At 57.6% G+C, this 18,781-nt stretch carries 20 protein-coding genes; 7 read left to right on the forward strand and 13 right to left on the reverse strand.

Annotation, left to right across the window (positions count from 1 at the left end; translation table 11 throughout):
• Positions 1-29 precede the first annotated feature (29 nt).
• Genes AC2FIS_RS18060 through AC2FIS_RS18070 form a run of 3 tightly spaced genes read left to right on the forward strand, consistent with a single transcriptional unit; the run spans position 30 to position 3,237 of the window.
• Positions 30-1,760 carry a thiamine pyrophosphate-binding protein gene (locus tag AC2FIS_RS18060; RefSeq protein WP_496692100.1) on the forward strand — a complete coding sequence of 577 codons (1,731 nt, stop codon included), beginning with the start codon at positions 30-32 and terminating at the stop codon, positions 1,758-1,760.
• On the forward strand, positions 1,760-2,107 hold the full coding sequence (locus AC2FIS_RS18065) for a hydroxyisourate hydrolase (RefSeq protein WP_496692099.1): 348 nt from the start codon (positions 1,760-1,762) through the stop codon (positions 2,105-2,107). Before AC2FIS_RS18060 ends, AC2FIS_RS18065 begins: the two co-directional genes overlap by 1 nt.
• Before the next feature lie 17 nt (positions 2,108-2,124).
• Positions 2,125-3,237 (forward strand): dimethylsulfoniopropionate demethylase, encoded by a 1,113-nt coding sequence (locus AC2FIS_RS18070; protein ID WP_496692098.1) that lies wholly within the window; start codon positions 2,125-2,127, stop codon positions 3,235-3,237.
• A gap of 605 nt (positions 3,238-3,842) precedes the next feature.
• Here AC2FIS_RS18070 and AC2FIS_RS18075 read toward each other — a convergent pair.
• Genes AC2FIS_RS18075 through AC2FIS_RS18085 form a run of 3 tightly spaced genes read right to left on the reverse strand, consistent with a single transcriptional unit; the run spans position 3,843 to position 8,040 of the window.
• Entirely contained in the window at positions 3,843-4,820 is a 978-nt protein-coding gene (locus tag AC2FIS_RS18075; protein ID WP_496774767.1) for an ATPase, T2SS/T4P/T4SS family, read from the reverse strand.
• A complete protein-coding gene (locus AC2FIS_RS18080) occupies positions 4,817-7,597 on the reverse strand; it encodes a relaxase/mobilization nuclease domain-containing protein (protein ID WP_496774768.1) in 2,781 nt (926 codons plus the stop codon). The genes AC2FIS_RS18075 and AC2FIS_RS18080 overlap by 4 nt, the downstream gene beginning before the upstream one ends.
• Entirely contained in the window at positions 7,594-8,040 is a 447-nt protein-coding gene (locus AC2FIS_RS18085) for a MobC family plasmid mobilization relaxosome protein (RefSeq protein WP_496774769.1), read from the reverse strand. The genes AC2FIS_RS18080 and AC2FIS_RS18085 overlap by 4 nt, the downstream gene beginning before the upstream one ends.
• A gap of 470 nt (positions 8,041-8,510) precedes the next feature.
• On the opposite strand from AC2FIS_RS18085, the gene AC2FIS_RS18090 reads away from it, so the two are divergent.
• Genes AC2FIS_RS18090 through AC2FIS_RS18100 form a run of 3 tightly spaced genes read left to right on the forward strand, consistent with a single transcriptional unit; the run spans position 8,511 to position 10,004 of the window.
• Positions 8,511-9,338, forward strand: a complete 828-nt coding sequence (locus tag AC2FIS_RS18090; protein ID WP_496774770.1) for an AAA family ATPase — start codon at positions 8,511-8,513, stop codon at positions 9,336-9,338.
• Complete coding sequence (locus AC2FIS_RS18095; protein WP_496774771.1) at positions 9,325-9,771, forward strand: hypothetical protein; 447 nt, start codon at positions 9,325-9,327, stop codon at positions 9,769-9,771. The genes AC2FIS_RS18090 and AC2FIS_RS18095 overlap by 14 nt, the downstream gene beginning before the upstream one ends.
• Positions 9,768-10,004, forward strand: coding sequence for a hypothetical protein (locus AC2FIS_RS18100; protein ID WP_496774772.1), 237 nt, complete (start codon positions 9,768-9,770; stop codon positions 10,002-10,004). Before AC2FIS_RS18095 ends, AC2FIS_RS18100 begins: the two co-directional genes overlap by 4 nt.
• A gap of 225 nt (positions 10,005-10,229) precedes the next feature.
• Here AC2FIS_RS18100 and AC2FIS_RS18105 read toward each other — a convergent pair whose 3' ends face one another.
• From AC2FIS_RS18105 to AC2FIS_RS18150, 10 genes are all read right to left on the reverse strand, one after another.
• Positions 10,230-11,039: an N-6 DNA methylase gene (locus AC2FIS_RS18105; RefSeq protein ID WP_496774773.1), complete on the reverse strand. Its 810-nt coding sequence runs from the start codon at positions 11,037-11,039 to the stop codon at positions 10,230-10,232.
• The gene (locus tag AC2FIS_RS18110; RefSeq protein WP_496774774.1) at positions 11,036-11,239 is read right to left on the reverse strand and encodes a hypothetical protein; all 204 of its coding nucleotides are present in this window, start codon (positions 11,237-11,239) and stop codon (positions 11,036-11,038) included. The genes AC2FIS_RS18105 and AC2FIS_RS18110 overlap by 4 nt, the downstream gene beginning before the upstream one ends.
• Positions 11,236-12,102, reverse strand: a complete 867-nt coding sequence (locus tag AC2FIS_RS18115) for a DUF932 domain-containing protein (protein ID WP_496774775.1) — start codon at positions 12,100-12,102, stop codon at positions 11,236-11,238. The genes AC2FIS_RS18110 and AC2FIS_RS18115 overlap by 4 nt, the downstream gene beginning before the upstream one ends.
• Positions 12,103-12,952: 850 nt before the next feature.
• Positions 12,953-13,156 (reverse strand): hypothetical protein, encoded by a 204-nt coding sequence (locus AC2FIS_RS18120; RefSeq protein WP_496774776.1) that lies wholly within the window; start codon positions 13,154-13,156, stop codon positions 12,953-12,955.
• A gap of 51 nt (positions 13,157-13,207) precedes the next feature.
• On the reverse strand, positions 13,208-13,339 hold the full coding sequence (locus AC2FIS_RS18125; RefSeq protein ID WP_496774777.1) for a hypothetical protein: 132 nt from the start codon (positions 13,337-13,339) through the stop codon (positions 13,208-13,210).
• Positions 13,340-13,828: 489 nt separating this feature from the next.
• Entirely contained in the window at positions 13,829-14,371 is a 543-nt protein-coding gene (locus AC2FIS_RS18130) for a hypothetical protein (protein ID WP_496774778.1), read from the reverse strand.
• Positions 14,368-14,760 carry a type II toxin-antitoxin system VapC family toxin gene (locus tag AC2FIS_RS18135; RefSeq protein ID WP_496774779.1) on the reverse strand — a complete coding sequence of 131 codons (393 nt, stop codon included), beginning with the start codon at positions 14,758-14,760 and terminating at the stop codon, positions 14,368-14,370. Before AC2FIS_RS18135 ends, AC2FIS_RS18130 begins: the two co-directional genes overlap by 4 nt.
• Positions 14,757-15,014 carry an antitoxin gene (locus tag AC2FIS_RS18140; protein WP_421596365.1) on the reverse strand — a complete coding sequence of 86 codons (258 nt, stop codon included), beginning with the start codon at positions 15,012-15,014 and terminating at the stop codon, positions 14,757-14,759. The genes AC2FIS_RS18135 and AC2FIS_RS18140 overlap by 4 nt, the downstream gene beginning before the upstream one ends.
• A 174-nt stretch (positions 15,015-15,188) precedes the next feature.
• Positions 15,189-17,054 carry a ParB/RepB/Spo0J family partition protein gene (locus AC2FIS_RS18145; protein ID WP_496774780.1) on the reverse strand — a complete coding sequence of 622 codons (1,866 nt, stop codon included), beginning with the start codon at positions 17,052-17,054 and terminating at the stop codon, positions 15,189-15,191.
• Between the two features lie 251 nt (positions 17,055-17,305).
• On the reverse strand, positions 17,306-17,677 hold the full coding sequence (locus AC2FIS_RS18150; RefSeq protein WP_496774781.1) for a DUF3768 domain-containing protein: 372 nt from the start codon (positions 17,675-17,677) through the stop codon (positions 17,306-17,308).
• A 708-nt stretch (positions 17,678-18,385) separates the two neighbouring features.
• On the opposite strand from AC2FIS_RS18150, the gene AC2FIS_RS18155 reads away from it, so the two are divergent.
• Positions 18,386-18,679 (forward strand): hypothetical protein, encoded by a 294-nt coding sequence (locus AC2FIS_RS18155; RefSeq protein ID WP_496774863.1) that lies wholly within the window; start codon positions 18,386-18,388, stop codon positions 18,677-18,679.
• The last annotated feature ends 102 nt before the right edge of the window (positions 18,680-18,781 follow it).

An 18,781-nucleotide genomic window follows, 5' to 3' on the forward strand; every position in this document is an offset into this window, starting at 1 on the left:
GCCAAAGGCCCAAGGAGGCCGAACCACGAATGAATGCACAATCAAAAATCCGGGGCGGTGCGATACTGGCGCGCGCATTCAAAGAAAAGGGCGTGGACCATGCCTTTACCCTTGCAGGCGGGTTCTGCAACCCAGCGCTGGAAGGCTTCATGGAATGCCAGATGCCGGTGATCAACTGCCCGCATGAACAGGTAGCAGGCCACCTGGCGGACGGCCATACGCGGATTACCCGTAAACCGTCGCTGTGTCTGGTCGGGCCCGAAGGTTTTGCCAACGCCGTGCCCGCGATGCTGGAAGCCTGGGGTGAGCGCTCTCCGGTGATCTTTGTTACCGGATCTTCCACGCTGAAGCGCCAGGGCTCTGGCGGGTTCAAGGAAATCGATGATGTGGCAATTGCCGCGCCGCTTTGCAAATACTCGGAGCAGATCGTGGATGGCGAACGGATCAGCGAGTTTGTCGACCGCGCCTGGACCGCTGCCACCACCGGTTATCCCGGGCCGGTACATCTGGCACTGCCGGTGGACATCATGTTTTCGTCATTCGAAGAAGATGTGGGACGGGGCGAACGCCCCTTTGACCGCTCGGATCGCCCCGTGCCGCGCGCCTGGCCTGATCCATCGGTTCTGGCGCAGGTGCTGGACACGATCAAAGCCGCCGAACGGCCGCTGATCATCGCCGGGCATGGCGTCTGGTGGACGAAATCCGAAGACAAGCTGGACGCCGCAGGAACCGCGCTGAGGATGCCGGTCTATAACGTGCCCTATCACACCAAGAATCTTGGCGAAGCGTCCGAATGTTACATCGGGCTTGCCGATTTCCATCAATTCCATCCCTCGAAACCGGCCATTCATGAGGCCGATGTGGTGATCATGGTGGGATGCCGGTTGGACAACCAAATGAACTTTGGCAACCCGCCGTTCATCCCGGAAGGCACCAAGCTGATCTGTGTGAATGGCAGCCACGAAGAGCTGGAGTATAACTTTGGCGCCGACATTCAGCTTTTGTCTGATCCCGGTGCCTTCCTTGAGGCTTTGGCCGACATCGACAAAACATGGGACAGCTGGTTTGACCTGCAAATCCAGCGGCGCAAGGATTGGGTGCAGGAATGGAGCGATCACCTCGACGCCGAAGCCGCCATTGATCTGGCGGAAGGGCGCAAGATGCATCCCCTTCAATTGGGCGTCGATGTTCAGGCCGAGATGAAGGACGGCGACTGGCTGGTCTTTGACGGCGGCAACACACATTTCTGGAACGAGATTGCCACCAATATCGCCGCTTCACGCGGGCTCAAGCTTGGCGGGATCATGCATCCGGGCAACTACAGCCTGCTGGGGGTTGGCGTGTCCTTCGCGCTCTCGGCCAAGAATGTGCATCCCGACAAGACTGTTGTCTTGGTGTCGGGCGATGGGGCCTTCTTGTCGGGCGGTTTGTCGATTGAGGCTTGTTTTCAAGAAAACCGCCCAATCGTTGTTGTGATCGACAACAATGGCGGACTCGACTGCATCAGCCAGCAGCAGGAAAAGCTGTTCTCCAACGGTCAGCACTATGCCACCGATTTTCGGGACATTCCGTTCCATACAATGTTCGAAGGCATGGGGGGCTATGGTGAACTAGTGACAAAGCGCGAGGACCTGTCCGGCGCCATTCAGCGCGCGATTGCCAGCGGGAAGACAGCCTGTATCAACGTCAAGGCACGCGGGGTGATCAGCCCGATCGTGGCCGCAACGGCCGACAAGCGCGACAAGGCCTCGATCGAATAATGGCTGTGGTCAGTTCACATACGCTGAATGGGACCGATGGCACACATGCGGGTGGCATCGCGGTAAGCCTGTCCCGGATGGGCGACACGGACCCGTTGTTTGTCACCGAAATGGATGCTGGCGGGCGGCTTTCACAACAGGTAGACCTCAGCGGGTCCAGCCCGGCGGATACCTACGAGCTCACCTTCCAAACCAGTGCGTATTGGGCCGCGCGCGGCCTGCCAAAGGGCCGCGAGCGGATCATTGGCGAAATTGTGCTGCGGTTTTCGATGCCTGACCCGCATGGCAAATACCACATGCCTGTCATCCTTAACCCAAACAGCTACTCTACCTGGGCGTCAGGTTAAACCAGAGGAATATTTCCATGGCCGACGGTCTAAATATGTCCCGCCGCATTCGCCGCACGCCCTATACGGACCGTGTCGAGCAGGCTGGTGTGCGCGGGTTTTCAGTGGTCAATCACATGCTTCTGCCCAAGGCGTTTCAACGATCCGTGGAAGAGGATTACTGGCACCTGCGCGCGCATGTGCAGATCTGGGATGTGTCCTGCCAGCGCCAGGTTCAGATCGCCGGGCCCGATGCAGAGCATCTGGTGCAACTGATGACGCCCCGCAACATCTCCAAAGCCAATGTGGGTGATTGCTATTACATTCCCATCGTCGATCATCAGGGCGGTATGATCAACGACCCTGTCATGCTCAAGATTGCCGACGATCGGTTTTGGCTTTCGATTGCCGACAGCGATGTGCTTCTCTACGCGATGGGTCTTGCGATCGGGATGGCGTTGGATGTCGAGATCGACGAACCGGATGTCTCTCCTCTGGCGGTCCAGGGACCCAAGGCCGAGGACCTGCTGGTCAGCATTTTCGGCGAAGATGTTCGAAAGGTCGGTTTCTTCAAATATGGCCGATTTGATTTCATGGGTACCAGTCAGGTGATCGCCCGCTCGGGGTATTCGCGTCAGGGTGGCTTTGAAATCTATCTTGATGACGGATCGCTGGGTGCAGCCCTCTGGGATACGATCTGGGACGCTGGGCAGGCTTTCGACATCTCGCCAGGCTGCCCAAATCTGATCGAACGGATCGAAGGTGGATTGTTTTCCTATGGCAATGAAATGACCCGTGAAAACACCCCCCTTGACCTGGGGCTTGGTAAGTTCTGTGTGCTGGATGGCAGCATCGATTTCGTTGGCCTGAAGGCGTTGCAGGAGATTTCGACCAAAGGCGTTTCGCAGGAAATCCGAGGTCTGAAATTCGGCGGCGACCCTGTTCCGACCTGCTCGAAACCCTGGCCAGTCCTTGCTGGGGACGGGCAGGTCGGGCAAATCACCTCGGGCATCTGGTCTCCACGCCTAAAGGCCAACATCGGCCTGTCGATGATCGACCGCGATTTTTGGGATATCGGTCAGGCCGTCCGAATCAGGACACCGGATGGAAAATCACGCGCAGGAGAGATCGTGGCCTTGCCTATGGCATAGGCGGTCAATGAGGTTGATCACCAGCTTTGCGGCTGCACAGCCTTAACATGTCTTGATGTGGTACGTTCTGGCCAGTTCCTCAATCGAAGCCCAGGTCCTCTGCGGTACTCTCAAAGGCTGGCTTATGAGGCCGCGTAACCGAGGCTGCTTGCTTGGAGAGAACCTCGACACCGTCATCAACGTGCAACTTGCTACAGCGCCTCCTGCGATTAACGCCTGCTAACCGGCTTGATTCCTTCAAGCGATGTCACATGACGGTCTCAGTTGCAGTATTTTTCATCTTTTGCGAGGATTTGTATGTCATGAAGATCTCTACCCACGTGCAGATTGGATGACAGATCCACCCACGGGTCGTAGCGCTTTGTTTCCTGCGGCAGAATGCACGAATGGCCGCTATTCAAACCACGTTGCCTTTTTGAAGACGATGCGCGCGCGGCAAAATCTGTGCTGCGAGCGCGCGCAGCTAGATTTTGACATTTCCGCTCAGGGCTCATTCCCGCCATTCTCCGCGAGATGCATGAACGTCGGCTTGACCCTGCTCGAGAGTTGCGTTGTCCAACAACCGTTACCTGGTCGACTCCACGCGCGGCTGTTCGAAAGACTCCCTATGTTACTTTCTCCCTGAGCACCCTGACGGCAACCGGGCGCCTCTGATCCCCCGCTTTCCGAAACTGCACAATCACGTCGATCATCGACCGGCAATATTCAAGGATCTCGGAGTAAGTCAGGCCTGTATCTGCCTGCAGGACCATCAACGCCAAACGAGAAAGCGCAGATTCTGGCGAGGCCGCATGCAAGGTCGAGATCCCGCCCGGATGGCCCGAGTTGATGGCGGACAGAAAATCATAGGCTTCGGCCCCGCGCAGCTCTCCCATGATGATCCGTTCCGGCCGAAATCGCAGGCACGCTTTCAATAGATCGCTGCTCGATGCGTTCTTGTTCACCACAAGAGACACCGCATTGGGCTGGCTGGGTCGGATCTCCAACACGTCTTCTATGGTCATGATCCGCTCTGAGTGGTCAACTTCACCAAGACAGGTGCGCAACCAAGTCGTTTTGCCAGAGGATGTCCCACCCGACAAAAGGATGTTCCATTTGGCCTTGACGGCCGCGCGCAAGAAATCGCCAAAACCTTTGTTCTCGTAGGCGTCGAACACAGCCTCATCGGCGGGATCAACGCCGGATATCAGATCGTCCATATTGGCGTCCAGGTCCGGCAAGCCCTGCATCAGATCATCGAGCGAGAGTTGCTTTGCCACGGCTCGACGCAAGGCAAAGGCAACACCATCTTCCACGGCGGGTTTGACTGCAACCTGCGCCCGCCACAGTGACCCGTCGATTTCAAACTGCGACCCGGCCAGCGGTGTTTTTTCTGAAATAGGATTACCGCCCGCAAGGTCCTGCGCGAGCGCCAAAGCGTCGTCTTCTCCCATGGGCTCGTCCAGCTGACGCATGGCGGGCTCGCCGCTGCGCTCAATCCAGACCCGACAGTCCGGGTTCAGGACGATTTCGGACAAGAGAGGATCGGAGAGCAATTGCCCTCCGAATACCCGATTCAATGTACTTTCGAGATGACGGCTCATCGGCTCACACTCCGGTCGCCCTTGGCGCGTTCTTCCCGTTCCCGGCGCCGCTGCTCTTGCACAACCGGATCACGGTCAATTTGTCGATCGAGGTTTTTCACATCCCAGGCCGTGCGGGTGACATTGACGCGCTCCGGCTCGTCCGTCTCAGGGTTCCGGCGTGACCGGGTGACTTCCTCATTGCCCGCTTTGACGAATGTGGCCGTGTCACCGATTGAAATATTGTTCCGTGCCATCTGGTCCTGCAGGGCGGTGCCCCAGATCCGCTCTGGCTCGTCTTTGCCCTCTACCTTCATATCGACATAGAACGATTTGCTGTTTGGATCATCGGGGCGCACCAGAGCCTCTTTGGCATCGACAATGACACCCGTGACACCGGTTTCAATGGAGACCTCCTGCCGAACGGCGCGGTCCTGCTGGGTCTTCTCACCTGCCTTTGCATTCGCAACATCTGGTAACAGGGCCTGTTCCTGTGACCGATCGTTGTCGCGCGGTACGCGCTCGATGTCGGTTGCTTTCCATGCCCGGCGGTTTGCCTCGATAGTCTTCGCTTCGCCGGTCTCGGGATCGATCTTGCTGACCGTCACCCTCTTGTACCCGTCATGGGCAAGTGTGGCGGTGTCACCAATGTTGAGGTTTTCGCGCTGCATCATGTCGGGCAGATCAACGCCCCAGACACGGAACGGTTTGTCGCGGCCGTCCACCTTCAGATCAACATAAGGTGACATGCTGTCTTTCTCGTCTTCTTTGTAGAGCGCAGACCCTGCATTGACGATCTGCCCCCGCACGCCTGCGTCCAGGTCGGGACGTTGCGGTGCGGTGCTGGCGGCGCCAGTATCTGGGACCTGGCTTTGACGTTCCGGGCCCGGGCGCGCTTCTCCCGCTCTCCGATCCGGCGCGCGGCCTGTCACCCGCTCTTGTACGCGATCCTCGATTTCAAGCAAACGTCCACCGATAGCAGCCCGGTCGAAGCCCTGCCCTTTCATCCTCTGCATTTCGTCCTGAACGCCGGTCTTGATCTTCTCCTGCAGGAAGTCGTCTCCCCTACCCTCTGCAAAGGCGCGGTTGATGTCACGGATTTCACCACGGGCATCGCGGTAAGTCTCAGCGGCATCTTTGTACGCGGCCTTCATGTCGATCCGTGCTTGGCTCTCGCTAAGCGAATGCGCGTTGGCCAAGGTCTTAACATCGCGTTCAAACCAGTTCTCGCGGGTCTGCTTATCCACGTCAGCGCCATTGCGGATGCGCGACAACACCAGATCGCCATTAATGCCCATCGCTTCGAACCGCTCAGCCACTTGCATGTCGGCATCCTTCAGCACAGCATTGGTGGCCGCGCTGCGCGGATCGTTTGCATCGGCCCGCTCCCGATCACTTGAGCCTGCCCATTCCTGTCCGATTGTCTGGGTGCGTGATGGATCTGTTGCATCCTGTTCGGCGGCTCTGCGCTGACGTGTCGGATCGATGTCATCGCGGCCAACTTCGACCTCATCGTCCCGCTCCAGGCGTTTGCCAAAGAACGTCTTGGTCTCTTCATCCATCAGCGGTTCATAATCCCGCAGGACACGAGAAATCGCAGCCTCCGTCTGGATGCGCTTTTCTTCATCCTCCATTGCCTCGGCCTTGGCGTCCATGCCTGTGATAAATCCACGGACATCGGTTCCAATGGCCTTCATCTCGCCGTCTATTCCTGACGCGTGGGTCGGGTCCATCTGGTTGGCAACTTGAGCGTTCATGTCGATTTCCTCATTGTTGAGAACCCCGCCCCGCAACAGGATTTTGGCTGCGCCGAGAACAGCCGTTGAAAAATTGCCCAGGGTCTCGGCACGCCCTGGGTATTGGGTTGTGAAAATGCCCTGCGCGACCCCGGCCTGATGTGACTGGAGTGTTTCGCCCAAAGCGGCGTATTCGGAATTGCGTTGGTCGTTCAGGACCCGCAGCTGGTCCGGTGCAATCGGCTGCTCGCGGCCGATGCCATAGAAAGGGAAACCGCTGCGCCGCTCTTGGGCTGGCCGCTCACGCAGATCCCGGCCGTCGCGCCGCGCATGCACCCGTGCGCTACTTTCGCGCTCGGGGCGCAGGTTGCGGCTAAACCGGCTGGTCGCGGTCAGGACAATGCCAACGTCCCGCGCGGTCTCAACCTGCAGGTCGCGTAGACCTTGGGGGGTGATCCCGTACCGGCTCAGCTGAAGAGTCTTGCCCAAGGCCCCTGCCCGGCTGATCACCAGATGCGTATGTGGATGCCCAGTGTCGTCGTGATGGGCCATGACGTATTTGTAGCGGTCGCCATACTCGCCGTTCGTCAACCGCTCGCCAAAACTGCGCGCAGCCTGCTTGGCGGCCTCCCGGTCCGTGTCCTTGGGGTAGGACAGGATCACATGGTAGGTGTAGCTGGTGACACGCGCATCCATCTGGGCCCAATCCTTCGCCCAGTCGTCCTGCACGTCGCGCAGGCCATCCATCCCATGCGTCAGCTCGCCGGTATCGCCGCGTTCCATTTCAATGGTGCCCTTGCGGGTGATGTAAGACAGCTGGCCACCCAGACGCCCGGATGCCGTGACGCTTCCACCGCGAACAACCTTGACCACCGCCTGATTGGTCAGCAGAGCGTTGGCGATCATGCCAGCTGCCCCACTGGATGCGCTCGCTCGTTGTGCCGGCCGACGATGTGACCGCGCAAGGTTCTGACCAGGCCGCGGCTTCAGATCCGGGATCAACTGAAACTCTCCAAAGAGCGCGTCCCAGGCCGGATCATATGCGGTGGTCAAGCTGGTCATCCGTCACTCTTTGCGTTGGGTGACACACGATGCGCGCGTTGGATTTCCGCCAGCCGCTCAATTTCAAGAGCGCGGGTAAAAGATCGTGCACGGGCCGCATCCGAGTAATCCACGAACAACTGACGCAACTCGCGGATCTCGACCTTCATGGCCTCGATCTGATCTTCGGTGCGCTTGTTGAGCCGGAACTTCCCTGCGTTCGCAGCCTTGGTCATCTGGTTAAGGTTGTTGGCCATGCCGATCAGCTGAGCCAGGTGCTCTTTGAACTGCAGCGTCCGGAATTCTTCTTTGGTCGGAATCCCGAAGGCCACACGCAGGCACATACGCACCAGGCCGGTGACGCTGCGCAGTCGCATGGCCTTCCTGCGCTGTTCTAGGAACGCCCATTCGTCCTCGTCAAAGCGCATGGATTTTACGAGTGATTTGGGTATGCCAGACGGCATCGGGGCGGCTCTCCTCGATCAGAAATCGGGCGAGGCCCCCGCAGGCCGCGCATATGGTGATTCAATGGTAAGTTGAACTGTAAGCCGACTGCAAGTCCCAATGAATGTCGGTACTACATTCACTAATATCCCGCAAAGTAAGCGTAGGACGTACACGATCTGTTGTACGAGGCGCAACCGTTTTCCGCCTGCCGAACGCCAGTTGCCGTATGGCGGTAGGTGCGTGGCCGATGCCCTTGTGCTGCCGCCGTTTGATCGCTGCCAACCGCCGTTTGGCACTCGGTGCCAGTCTTTTGCCAGATGGTGTCAGGCATGATGGGAGTTGCCATAGGGCTTGTGGTAACTGTCTGTATCTATTTGCTATTTGGCTTTCCAAGTGGTTGACGGTTGAGTATTGCTTAGAAAAGCAATAGCGTAGATTTCAGCGCGGGTGCGGGATCGCGCGATAACTTGAAATCGCGAGCCCGGTTGTGGCACGCCGCTCCGCGGCGTGGCTTTCGGGCGCAGACCCGGAGACCAAATTGAAAATCTATGCAGCCGTAAACTCCAAAGGCGGGGCGGGGAAATCTTCCATGCTCGTCGCCTTCGCTTCTGCTTTGCACCATCAGGGCAAACGTGTTCGTATCCTCGATCTGGATTCACAAGGAACACTCTCGGAATGGTTGAATCCGAATAACGGACTGGAACCGATCCCAGCCGATGAACTTCTGATCGAGGCCGGGCAGTTTGCCAAAGAAGATGCAGAGAATGCGAAACTGGCTTATGCCCACATTCTTGAGGCGGAAAAGGCAGGGGGCTTTGACTACCTGCTGATCGACACCAAAGGCGAACCCAGCATGACGGCCGCGATGGCGATGGCTGTTGCCGACATGGTGCTGTGCCCGTCTGATGGATCGTCAGCGGAATACAAGCCCATCATGGTCACGTACAGATCCTGCGAAGCGGCATTGCAGCAAATCGGCAGCACGGCAGACCCGAGAGAAAAATTCCGCATCATGTTTACCCGGCAGTCCGTTGCGCAGTCAGCCGGTATCCAGAAGGGCAAACAAGCTCTGGCAAAGCAGTTTACCTGCATTGGTGGCATTGCCGATTCCGCTGCGATGGATGACGCGCTAAGGGCGGGGACAACGATCGGGCGGTTGAAGGGTTTTGCTGAGGGAGCCATGGAACGAGCGGAAACCCAGTCAGCCCGGTCAAATGCACGGCGCATGGCGGATCGCTGCAAAAAGGCGCTGAGCAATGCTGACTATGCTCTAAACGCTCTGAAGGAAAGCGAGGTGCATCATGTCGCGGCCTAAGAGCATTGAGAGCCTGTTTGAGAGGTCCGAATCCGAAATCGCGCCAACCGTGACAGAGTTTAAGAAGCAAGGGCAGGATGAACTCTCGGCTGAACCAAAACCGGAACCCGCCAAACCGGCGAAAACCGAACCGGTCGCAGATCGGGCACCAACCCAAAAACCCAAAAGGTCTAAACCAGCCACGGGCAGGCCAAAGCAAGATGCGCCGGCGAGATCCGAAGGGCCTTGCGTGGCAGGGCAACCGATCAGGGTTCAGATATCAACCTCAGACGGCAGCGAGATTGCGGCTGCACTTGAAGAAGTCCGCAGCAATATACCTGCCCCCTTCCAGAAGAACTTCAACCTTGGGGCCTTCTTCAAAGAGGTTCTGCAAGACAACGATGCACTTATTGCAGACATGATCCGAAACAACCTGAACGGGGATGCACAATGACCAAGCGCAAAAAAGCCACTGGTGAAATCAAGAGTAACGTGCGTACACCGATCCGGTTCCAGATTTCGGCTCCTGAAGGTGGTGAAGTTGAACGCGCCTTGGAGGAAATTCTGGTTGGTATTCCAAAATCCCTGCGCGCAAGCGTCAATGTCGGAAGCCTGTTCCGGCAAGTAATGTTGGAAAATGACAAAGCAATTGCCAAGATGATCCGAACAACGGTACAGGACAAATAGGTGTATTGATCCCCGTTTGTTCCGTCTGTGCAAAACTCCAAACTCGCGCTGGCAGTCAGGGCATCGCCGGCCGAGGGTTATCCACAGGCTGACGCTGAGATATTTGGGGTCTCTGCTTACAGCCTGCTCCGGTCAGGTCAATTTCGCCCAAGGTTGAAATTGCCCAGACTGGATAACCCTCGACCGCGCAAGCGGAGGCGACATACCAAGAGAAATAGCCCAGCCTCAAAAGAAGTTGAGTTGGTCGCCTTGAATCGCCGGGCCATCACCCAGCGTTTTGAAGCGCTCCTTGCGGGCCGTTTCGTCTTGTGCGGCTCTTTCTGCATCGGCTTTGGCCTGCGCTTCCCGTTCGGCGCGTTGCTTGGCAAACGGATCACCATTGGCCGCAAAGAATACAGGCGCAGCGGCGGTGTATGCGCCAGTGTAGGTTTCCAAGCTGATGCTGTTGCCATGAATGACCTGCCCGGCCAGACCGCGCGCGGTGAGTTGCAGATAGGCCATGTGATAGGTGGCGCGTGACAACTCAGTTGCCCGAAACCAAACGCTTGTTTCCATTTCAAAGCCCATACCCTCGATGGTGTCGGCCACGGCCAGCAACATGCCGCCCGCCCCGGCGGCAGGTTCGTCAATCGTTATGAACCCCTCCGCTTCGATGGTGGCTTTCGCATCGGTCAAGGTTATTTCCGCCATCATGCGCGATACTTCATAGGGCGTGAAGAATTGCCCCAGCTTGGCGTCCAGTACGCCAAGCTCACCCGCGACCATGCCGAGAAAATCACACCCACCGTTGCCGATCGTGCCCGCCATGATTGCCAGCAGTTCCGGCATTCGACGGATGTCGTCTTTGTTGCGATAGCGCCCGACCACCTCCATGTACTGCGCCTCAAGCGCGTCTCTTTGGGCTTCATCGGGACAGGCGCGCTTTGCCAGCGCACAATAGGACAGTTCGCAGAAATCACGGAAAACCTCGTCCCGGTGCTTGGATCGGTCAAGCTCGTTGATGATCCGCACAAAATCAGTGACAGCCGAAATCATAACGACGCCTTGATTTCGGATGGGTCATTAACGGCCTGCTCATAGACTGAAGCCGCATGGCCGCAATCGTCGCAATCCCATGCGTCATAGACGGCGCAAAGCTTCCATTGCTGTAGCTCTGCGTTCCATTCTGCATGGGCGTCCCGCTTGATGTTCTGCCCACCGCAGTTCGAGCAATTGACCGTGAAGGGGGCGCTCATGCGCCACCCCCTTTCAATTCGGCCATTTTCTCGGTCAGCGTCCAAAGGGCGCGATTGAGCGCTTTGTTCTGGTCGATCCCAGCAACAGGGCGGGTCCGCTGACGGCGGGTCCGACCATCGGCTGTCCGGACGCGCCCGGAAATCCCACCACGGATGACATTTTCCTGAACCACGTTGAACGCGGTCCACAGATCGGCGGAGCGGTCGGCGTTACGGCGCGTGCTCAGCAACCGTGTCGCATCAATCGGCGCGGGTTTTCCGTCCTCTTTGACCGCTTCAGGAAAACGCAGCTGGTGCGCGGCTTCGGCCAAAATCTTCCGTTCGGCGTCGTTCACGGTGATGGCCTTGAAGTCTTGCACCTGCTCGGTGATCTCTTCGGCATCATCCAGAACGGTAAACGCGCCTTCGATGACTTCGGACACCGCGTTTCCCGAGTGCCGCACTTTCACCTCGTTAAAGGTATCGCCCACCATCAGGCCATTCGCGCAGACAAACCGGAAATAGCCCGGGATCATCTGATAACTGCTGGTCCCGTCATTTGCGTTGACCAGAACTATTTCGAAGGACTCGCCGTCGCTATTGGTGATCGAACGGTGACGAAGCCGCAGCATGTGCTTGGTGAACGCGGCCTTGCCCGGTACACGGGTGTTCGCCTGCTGGGCAAAGAACGGGTCAAACCCTTCTTTCCGCAACCCGTCCAGAACGTTTACGGTCGGAACCGGCACAAAGCGGTCAGAGCGGCTCTCGTGGCCTTCGGTTGCGAAAATTGACGGGACAGCTTGGCGCAGCTGGTCGTTGGTCAGCGCCTCCCCTGTCACCAGTCCGCCGCATGACATGCCCCGCATGTAACGATTGTAAGTCATCAGGAAAATTCCTCTGTGGTGATGCGGTGGTCGATTTCCGCCCGACCTGTCCGCTAGCTGTTTGTTGTGAACACAGCAGGCCAAGGAAACGGCCTGCTGGACTGACATCAGCCACCCTCGCCCCACCGCGTTTTTCCCGGCGAAGGAGGGGGCCGATGGAAAAGATCCGGATCTGATCGGAGGACCGGGGGTCAGGCTGAAAAACGGAAGGTTTGCGCGCATTGCGCGTGAAAGCCGGTTTTCTGCTTGAGGCGCATGCGAAAGAGAAATGTGAGCCGTGCCAGGCGCGGGTCCCTTTTCGCGCCTTCCCCCTGGACCGGATCAGATACGAGAGATTTTCGGCCCCGCGACGTTCGGGAAAACAAGCGCAGCAGACCGCTTGTCGGTCTGCGCTTTGCTCGATGTCTATCGAGCGTGGTCTTCGCAAAAGGCGAAGCGAACGGGCGTCACCCGAAGGGCCGAAACGGACGTGACCAGCCGACTTGCGGCCGCGGTGAAAGCTGGCTCGGATGAGACAGGTTTCACAGCACTCGGGCCGCAGGGAGAATGGACATGTCTGGTTCGGGGTGGAAGCCGGCTAGGCCGGCTGGAGCCAAGCACGCGGTCACGCGCTGAAGGCGCGTGATTTGCCCCTATCATTATGCTGACTCTCGGCCACTTAGTTACTTGGGAAAAACCTGCTCAAGACTGCCCGACGCGATCAGGCTATCAGGCGTTACTATTGATGCGTCGCTCATCATGTCCCAGCACTGCTCTTCGGTGATAGCATCAAGATCACCTCCAGATGATCTTGATGCCGACCAAAAGCCGGAGCACGGGAAAGGGCAACTTGCGCCGCCCTGCCCTTCGGTTATTCGGTTACGCCGTCGTCGTCATTCCGTTTTGGGAAGGCCACCATTTCAACGCCGGGGAACATGCTATGTTTGACGGTGATCGACTTGATTTCGCCGGTAACGTCGTCGGTGTTTACAAAGAGAACCCCGCATTTGTCCCAGTAATTCGTGCCATCTTTTTCACCGGCTTTGACGTTCAGCTTCAGAGTTTGAGTTGCCATTGTTAGATCCTCGCTTTTGAGTGTTTCGATGAACATGGCTCTTGCGGGCACTCAGGGGATGTCAGCGGCTATTTTGTTTCGCGGTGCAAAGCCGGGCTGGCCCGGCTGCGGAAAATAGCCGTTGAAGCTGCTGATCTGTTGCCAGATCAGCAGCGCCAAACCCGACTGCTCGCATATGTTCATCTTGAAGAAACACGGGGAGCGAGGATCTTCCTTGGCAACGGGTTGAAGATTGTCAGACCGGATTAGTGGCACGAACTATTGGGGCCGATGCGAGCGAAAGGCTGGAACACTGATCCACCGGGGATGGCGGCGAAATCAAGCCGATCTGTCACATTCACATAGTTCAGATCCGCGAGTTGGTGGCCTTCCCGAATTGGAATGACATTTAGGAGAATGGCACCGCGCGTGGTGGCGCAAGTTGCTCTTTCCCATCAGCGGAGGCGGTGGGCCGTGTGTGTCCTGGCGCCAAGGTTCGGGGATGCATCGGACGCAATCGCGGCCGTCAAAGCGAAGCGACCAGTCGTGCGGGCAACTGGGGCAACGGTCCCAGGTGCCAAGCGACACCAGAGGAACATTGACGCCGGTACAATGGCAAAAGGAGACCCGACGATGCGGGCCAGTGCCTCTCACCACAAGAGAGAACAGGAATACAGGGACGTTGTTAGCCTGCTACCGTTTCCGCGCGCGATCGACAACGCCGTCATGTGTGATGGCCGCAATCCGGTCGTCGGTGCGTCGGGACATTTCGATCCCGTCGCCGGTCATCATGGCTTCTGCGTGCGGTGTCCATTTGAAAATGCTGCCATCCGCTTCGACATGGGTTTCATCCTCGGCGGACCGGCGCTTGATTGACCCATCATGACGGATTTCAATGGTCGTGTTGTCGGCCATGCGAACGGTTACAGAACTATCGTCAACCGCTACGCCTTGCCACCATTTGTCGGCATCACGGCGCACCACAATCCGGTTGGGATGCAGCTTGATCTGCACATCCTGGGTGTTTTCAGGATCAGCGGTTTTGACGACAACGATGGCCTCCTGTTCGGCGATATCATCATGCAGCGACGCGCTACCGTTCTTGGGTGGCCAGAATTTCGGCTCCTCGCGTTTGCGCTTTTTCTGGTCCTTGTGGAATGCGATATACATCTGAGCGGATTTCCACACGCGGCGGATTGCGCTCTCTGAAATGGTTGGCGTGGTAACTTTGGTCATGTTTGCCAGTCCTCATAGATCAGATTTTCAACCCGGCGAAACTCTTTGACGTTATTGGTGATGAGCGTCAGGGACCGCGAAACCGCCTGCCCCGCAATCAAAAGGTCATATGCCCCAATGGGGGTGCCTTTCCTGTACAGATCAGCGCGGATCAGACCAGCGGCTTTCGCATCCTCTGCTGACAGGTCCAACACTTCGAACCTGTGCGCATCGACCCGCGCAACATTCTCTGCAACCTTCGCGCTTTTGTATGCACCCCAATAGAGTTCATACATGACGACAGAGGGAACTCCGAAATCACTGGGCACATGCTCAGACAATCGGGAAAGCAGGCTGCTATTGGCCGCAATGATCCCAATGACGGCGTTGGTGTCGAGCAGGAATTTCACCTGAATACATCCAGTTCCGGGCGATCCTGCGGCGGCACATCTTCCTCGGCAGCCTGCGCGGCATCCTCATCAAGCGGACCCAACTTGTGCAGCTCGTCCAACCACTCCCAATCGTTTTCGATGGGTTCAAGAATGACCTTTGAGCCTTCGGCCCTGATCCGAACTTCATCGGTCTTGAACCGGAATTCTTTCGGCAACCGAACCGCCTGAGACCGGCCGGTCATGAACACTTTTGCAACCGCTGTATCTGGCATTGTCACCTCCAATTGGTATCTATCATCAATATATATCTTCTTGCCGCTCTATTCAAGCCAAAGCTGACAGAAGCCCGCCTCCATCACCTGCTTACCGTGTTCACTTTCAACCAGTAATCGCCTGCAGAAGCCACATCGGTGTGGCAGGGCGCTTGCGCGCCCCGCCTGCGGTTTTTAGGCCATACCCTCCGGCACCCATGTGGCGATCCGCTTCTCGACCGCCTGGCTCAGTTGCATGGCAGCGCGGGTGTCGGGATCGTTGAACAGGGCGTCCAGCTTCTTCCGCTTCTCGCCCACTTTGAGCGCTTCAAAGCTGAGAGCTTGCGGCTGGGTCTTTTTCAACCCAAGAACAGAGTTCCAAATCTCGTTGAGGTAAGGCCCTGCGATGCGGCTAAAGAAATTGTCGAAATTCGGCGTCCAGACTGCGCGAATGTCGGTCTTTACCTCTTTGTCGATCAGCGCTTTCAGCTTCTCGTCACCACCGCTCAACAGCGCCGCAAGGAAACGGGTCAACTCGGCCTGAATGTGATCTGCACCTTTCTTGCGAAAAGCCCGAAACGCCTTCGCAAAGTCACCGGTGCCGGTGTCATGGCTCCATTCGGTCGGCGTCGTCAGCCGCTCGTCCAGCGCATATCCCGCCGCCTCGGTGGTCGGGTAGTTGGGCACGATTTCCTTGGTCAGACCGATCGGTCTGCCGTAACTTGCGCCACCCGACACCTGAAAGGCCAGAAGGGAAAGGATAAGATCGGGATCGTTGACCGCCGCATGTTGGCGCGCACCTGTCACCACACGGCACAGATCATCGGCCAGCGCTTGCGACATGCGGGGCTTGCTGGACGTGTCGGCGGTGCTGTCGCTCTTTTTGTGCCGGGACGCTTTCAGGACACCGGCCTCAACCGCCGCTGCCTTGTCCTCCGGCTTCACCAGACCTTCGGTCACTGACAGCCCACCCGAGTTGGTGACATAAAGGATGATCCCGGCGCAGTCCTTTTGAACATCCGTATAGACCCCATCCATGATGGTTTGCAGCACCTGCAATTCGGCTTCACCTGCCTCGTCCTGAACCTCGGCTTCCGCAAGTTCGGCCAGTTCGTCGTAGCGCTCGGCCTGTTCCTCGGTCAGTTCGCCTTGCACGGCATAGATGCGGGCGCATTTCATCTGGTCGATGTCATAGCCGCCGAAAAAACTGTCCTCGACCACCTCGGCCCATTTCCAGCCCTGCTCCTGACGGATTGTGCGCGCTGTTACGGCAAGCTTGTCACCAAAGCACTGGTCAAGGATCGCCTCATCGTCCAACAGTGTCATTTCAGCAAAGAGGTCGCCCGAAACCCGGCCACCGGCCTCTTTGTAGGCGTCCAGTCCAACAAACTTTGCCCGTCGATCCGTCGCGCTGACCGCATCCGGTTTCAACATGTTCTTGATCTGCTGTTCGGAAAGGCGGCCTGTCCGCGCCTGTTCCAGAACGCTCAGGGTCAGGTCAGTATCGTCGCAGATGGTGAAGGCTGCTGCTTCACCAAGGCTGATTTCCTTAGCTTCCAGCGCGTCGATCACCTGTTCGGGCAGGCTTGCCAGTTTCAAGCGCTTGTAAACATGTCCTTCCGTCACGGCAAAGGCGCGCGCAATGCCAGCGGCGGGCGCACCCGCCTTGTCCATCTTACCATAGGCGCGGATTTCTTCGGCGGGTGACAGGTTCTTGCGGGTGATGTTCTCCGCATTGGCCCATGTCTGCGCCGTTTCGACATCCGGCGCGATCATCACCAGCGGGTTCGCCAGTTCGGGGCGGATGCTGGCAAGGTTGTCGTGTTTCTCTGCCAGATATTGCAGTGCGCGCAGGCGACGTCCACCAGCCACGATTTCAGCGCCGCCCTTGTCGTCGGCCAGACCGGCGATGCTCTGGATCAGGCCAACAGTCCAGATCGAGTCAGACAATTCAACAATCTCGGCCTCCGGTACGGTCTGGCGCGGGTTGATCGGGGAAAGTGTCAGCGATGCCAGCGGAAAGCGGGCCTCGGTTGCGGTGATATTGGTTTGCTTAGTCATAGGGGTAACCCTTTTCTCATGGTGAAGTTTCGTGGTAAGGGTGCCCTACCCCTTCCGGGGTAGAGCGAGGCCGCTTAGACGGCTCCGTGATGTTTCAAGAAGGCGCGGGCAATCTTGCCGGAGAGGCCGCCCTTCTTGAGGTTCTTCCAAGCCAACTGACGTTGACGCTCAATGGTGTATGGGTTCATTTTCTCACCTCCTTTCCTGCGCGGGTTGCGCATCCAAACCCGACCGCATGGCCGGGACCGAACTCAATAATCGCTGGGGATCAGGATGGTCAGGACGCGGTGCGTCTTGCTCAAATCGGTGGGGGCCGGTGTCCCGTACTGGTAGTTCTCGTCGTACAGGTCGATTTTGAACCAGACCTTGTGGCCCATGATTTCCATGAACCCCATCTCGTGAGTGCCATGGGGGTCGTTGTCCTCGGTGAAATCGTCATAGGTGACGATCTGGGCCAGACACGCGGCGACAAAAACAGGCCCCATATTGTCGATTGCGGTTGTCTGAACGATGATCCCCTCCCCACCCTGGGGCAGCCGCTTGCGGAACGCGTCATTCTGCTGAGCGATGAGGGCATAATCGACCTGACCTGTTTCCTCGGTCTGTTTTGCGATTGCAGCCATAGTAGACCTCTCTTTCATGGTAAGGCGGCGGCCGATCTGCGCCCGGCCTCACCGCTCTCGGTTTGTTGTGAACACAGCAGGCCAAGGAAACGGCCTGCTGGACTGACATCAGCCACCCTCGCCCCACCGCGTTTTTCCCGGCGAAGGAGGGGGGCCGATGGAAAATATCCGGATCTGATCGGAGGACTGGGGGTCAGGCTGAAATCGGGCAAATTTGGGAGGGACCCGCGCTTGCGCGTGGGAGGAACCGGGATTTTCACGAGTTCTGCTTGAGGCGCACAAAAAAAGGAATTGTGAACCGCGCCCTTGGCGTGGGCCTCTCTTTGCGCCTTCCCCCTCGACCGGATCAGATACGAGAGATTTTCGGCCCCCTGACGCACGGGAAAAGAAGTACAGCAGACCGCCATCAGCGGGCTGCGATCGCAGTAGGTGTAATGTCAGGGTTGGGGTAAGCGCGAGCAAGCGCGTCGAGCCCCTACCCTGTCTCATCGATTAAGTGAGCCGCGCGCGGCGCGCGGATCTCCACCTATCATTTATCTGACACCGTCAGTTGTTGAATGCTCTGAATTGCTTTCAATCCAGAATACACACAAAGACACCATATTTAGTGTCACTGATGGCAGAGGGCACAATATAATTGCTTTTGAACCCTTTTTGTTCTATCATTTACAATACGATCAAAGGGGAAAGCAGATGTCCGAAGCTGCCATTTCAGAGACACAGACCGCACTGCCAGCCACAGCCAAACAACTTGCCTACGCACGTAAGATCGCGGAGCAGCAAAACATAATTCTACCCTGGGAAATCCAGCAAGATCGGCGCGCGATGAGCCAGTGGATCGACACGCAGAGATCAGCACCTCGCGTTCGCGATACCCGGCCAAGCTCCAAGCAGGTGGCATTCGCGGAACGCATAGCGCGGATCAAGCGTCGCGCTGTTCCAGACGAATGCTTTCGGGATCGCTCCCTGATGTCCCGCTGGATCGATAGCAACAAGCCCTGAACAATATCACGCTGGTTTGGCATCTTTAGCGTTGTCTTGCGATGTTGGAAGAACCTCCGATGCGGTGCTTTCACACCTGCCTCGCTGCATACCATTCCATTG

Source organism: Ruegeria sp. CDSB113 (genome assembly GCF_059611045.1).

Excerpts from the sequence above, each read along its gene's own strand:
- AC2FIS_RS18115 (WP_496774775.1), bottom strand. The coding sequence starts at position 12,102 with ATGACTTACAATCGTTACATGCGGGGCATGTCATGCGGCGGACTGGTG.
- AC2FIS_RS18150 (WP_496774781.1), bottom strand. The coding sequence starts at position 17,677 with ATGGCTGCAATCGCAAAACAGACCGAGGAAACAGGTCAGGTCGATTAT.
- AC2FIS_RS18070 (WP_496692098.1), top strand. The coding sequence starts at position 2,125 with ATGGCCGACGGTCTAAATATGTCCCGCCGCATTCGCCGCACGCCCTAT.
- AC2FIS_RS18145 (WP_496774780.1), bottom strand. The coding sequence starts at position 17,054 with ATGACTAAGCAAACCAATATCACCGCAACCGAGGCCCGCTTTCCGCTG.
- AC2FIS_RS18095 (WP_496774771.1), top strand. The coding sequence starts at position 9,325 with ATGTCGCGGCCTAAGAGCATTGAGAGCCTGTTTGAGAGGTCCGAATCC.
- AC2FIS_RS18140 (WP_421596365.1), bottom strand. The coding sequence starts at position 15,014 with ATGCCAGATACAGCGGTTGCAAAAGTGTTCATGACCGGCCGGTCTCAG.
- AC2FIS_RS18110 (WP_496774774.1), bottom strand. The coding sequence starts at position 11,239 with ATGAGCGCCCCCTTCACGGTCAATTGCTCGAACTGCGGTGGGCAGAAC.
- AC2FIS_RS18065 (WP_496692099.1), top strand. The coding sequence starts at position 1,760 with ATGGCTGTGGTCAGTTCACATACGCTGAATGGGACCGATGGCACACAT.
- AC2FIS_RS18120 (WP_496774776.1), bottom strand. The coding sequence starts at position 13,156 with ATGGCAACTCAAACTCTGAAGCTGAACGTCAAAGCCGGTGAAAAAGAT.
- AC2FIS_RS18060 (WP_496692100.1), top strand. The coding sequence starts at position 30 with ATGAATGCACAATCAAAAATCCGGGGCGGTGCGATACTGGCGCGCGCA.
- AC2FIS_RS18085 (WP_496774769.1), bottom strand. The coding sequence starts at position 8,040 with ATGCCGTCTGGCATACCCAAATCACTCGTAAAATCCATGCGCTTTGAC.
- AC2FIS_RS18075 (WP_496774767.1), bottom strand. The coding sequence starts at position 4,820 with ATGAGCCGTCATCTCGAAAGTACATTGAATCGGGTATTCGGAGGGCAA.
- AC2FIS_RS18105 (WP_496774773.1), bottom strand. The coding sequence starts at position 11,039 with ATGATTTCGGCTGTCACTGATTTTGTGCGGATCATCAACGAGCTTGAC.
- AC2FIS_RS18125 (WP_496774777.1), bottom strand. The coding sequence starts at position 13,339 with ATGAACATATGCGAGCAGTCGGGTTTGGCGCTGCTGATCTGGCAACAG.
- AC2FIS_RS18080 (WP_496774768.1), bottom strand. The coding sequence starts at position 7,597 with ATGACCAGCTTGACCACCGCATATGATCCGGCCTGGGACGCGCTCTTT.
- AC2FIS_RS18100 (WP_496774772.1), top strand. The coding sequence starts at position 9,768 with ATGACCAAGCGCAAAAAAGCCACTGGTGAAATCAAGAGTAACGTGCGT.
- AC2FIS_RS18130 (WP_496774778.1), bottom strand. The coding sequence starts at position 14,371 with ATGACCAAAGTTACCACGCCAACCATTTCAGAGAGCGCAATCCGCCGC.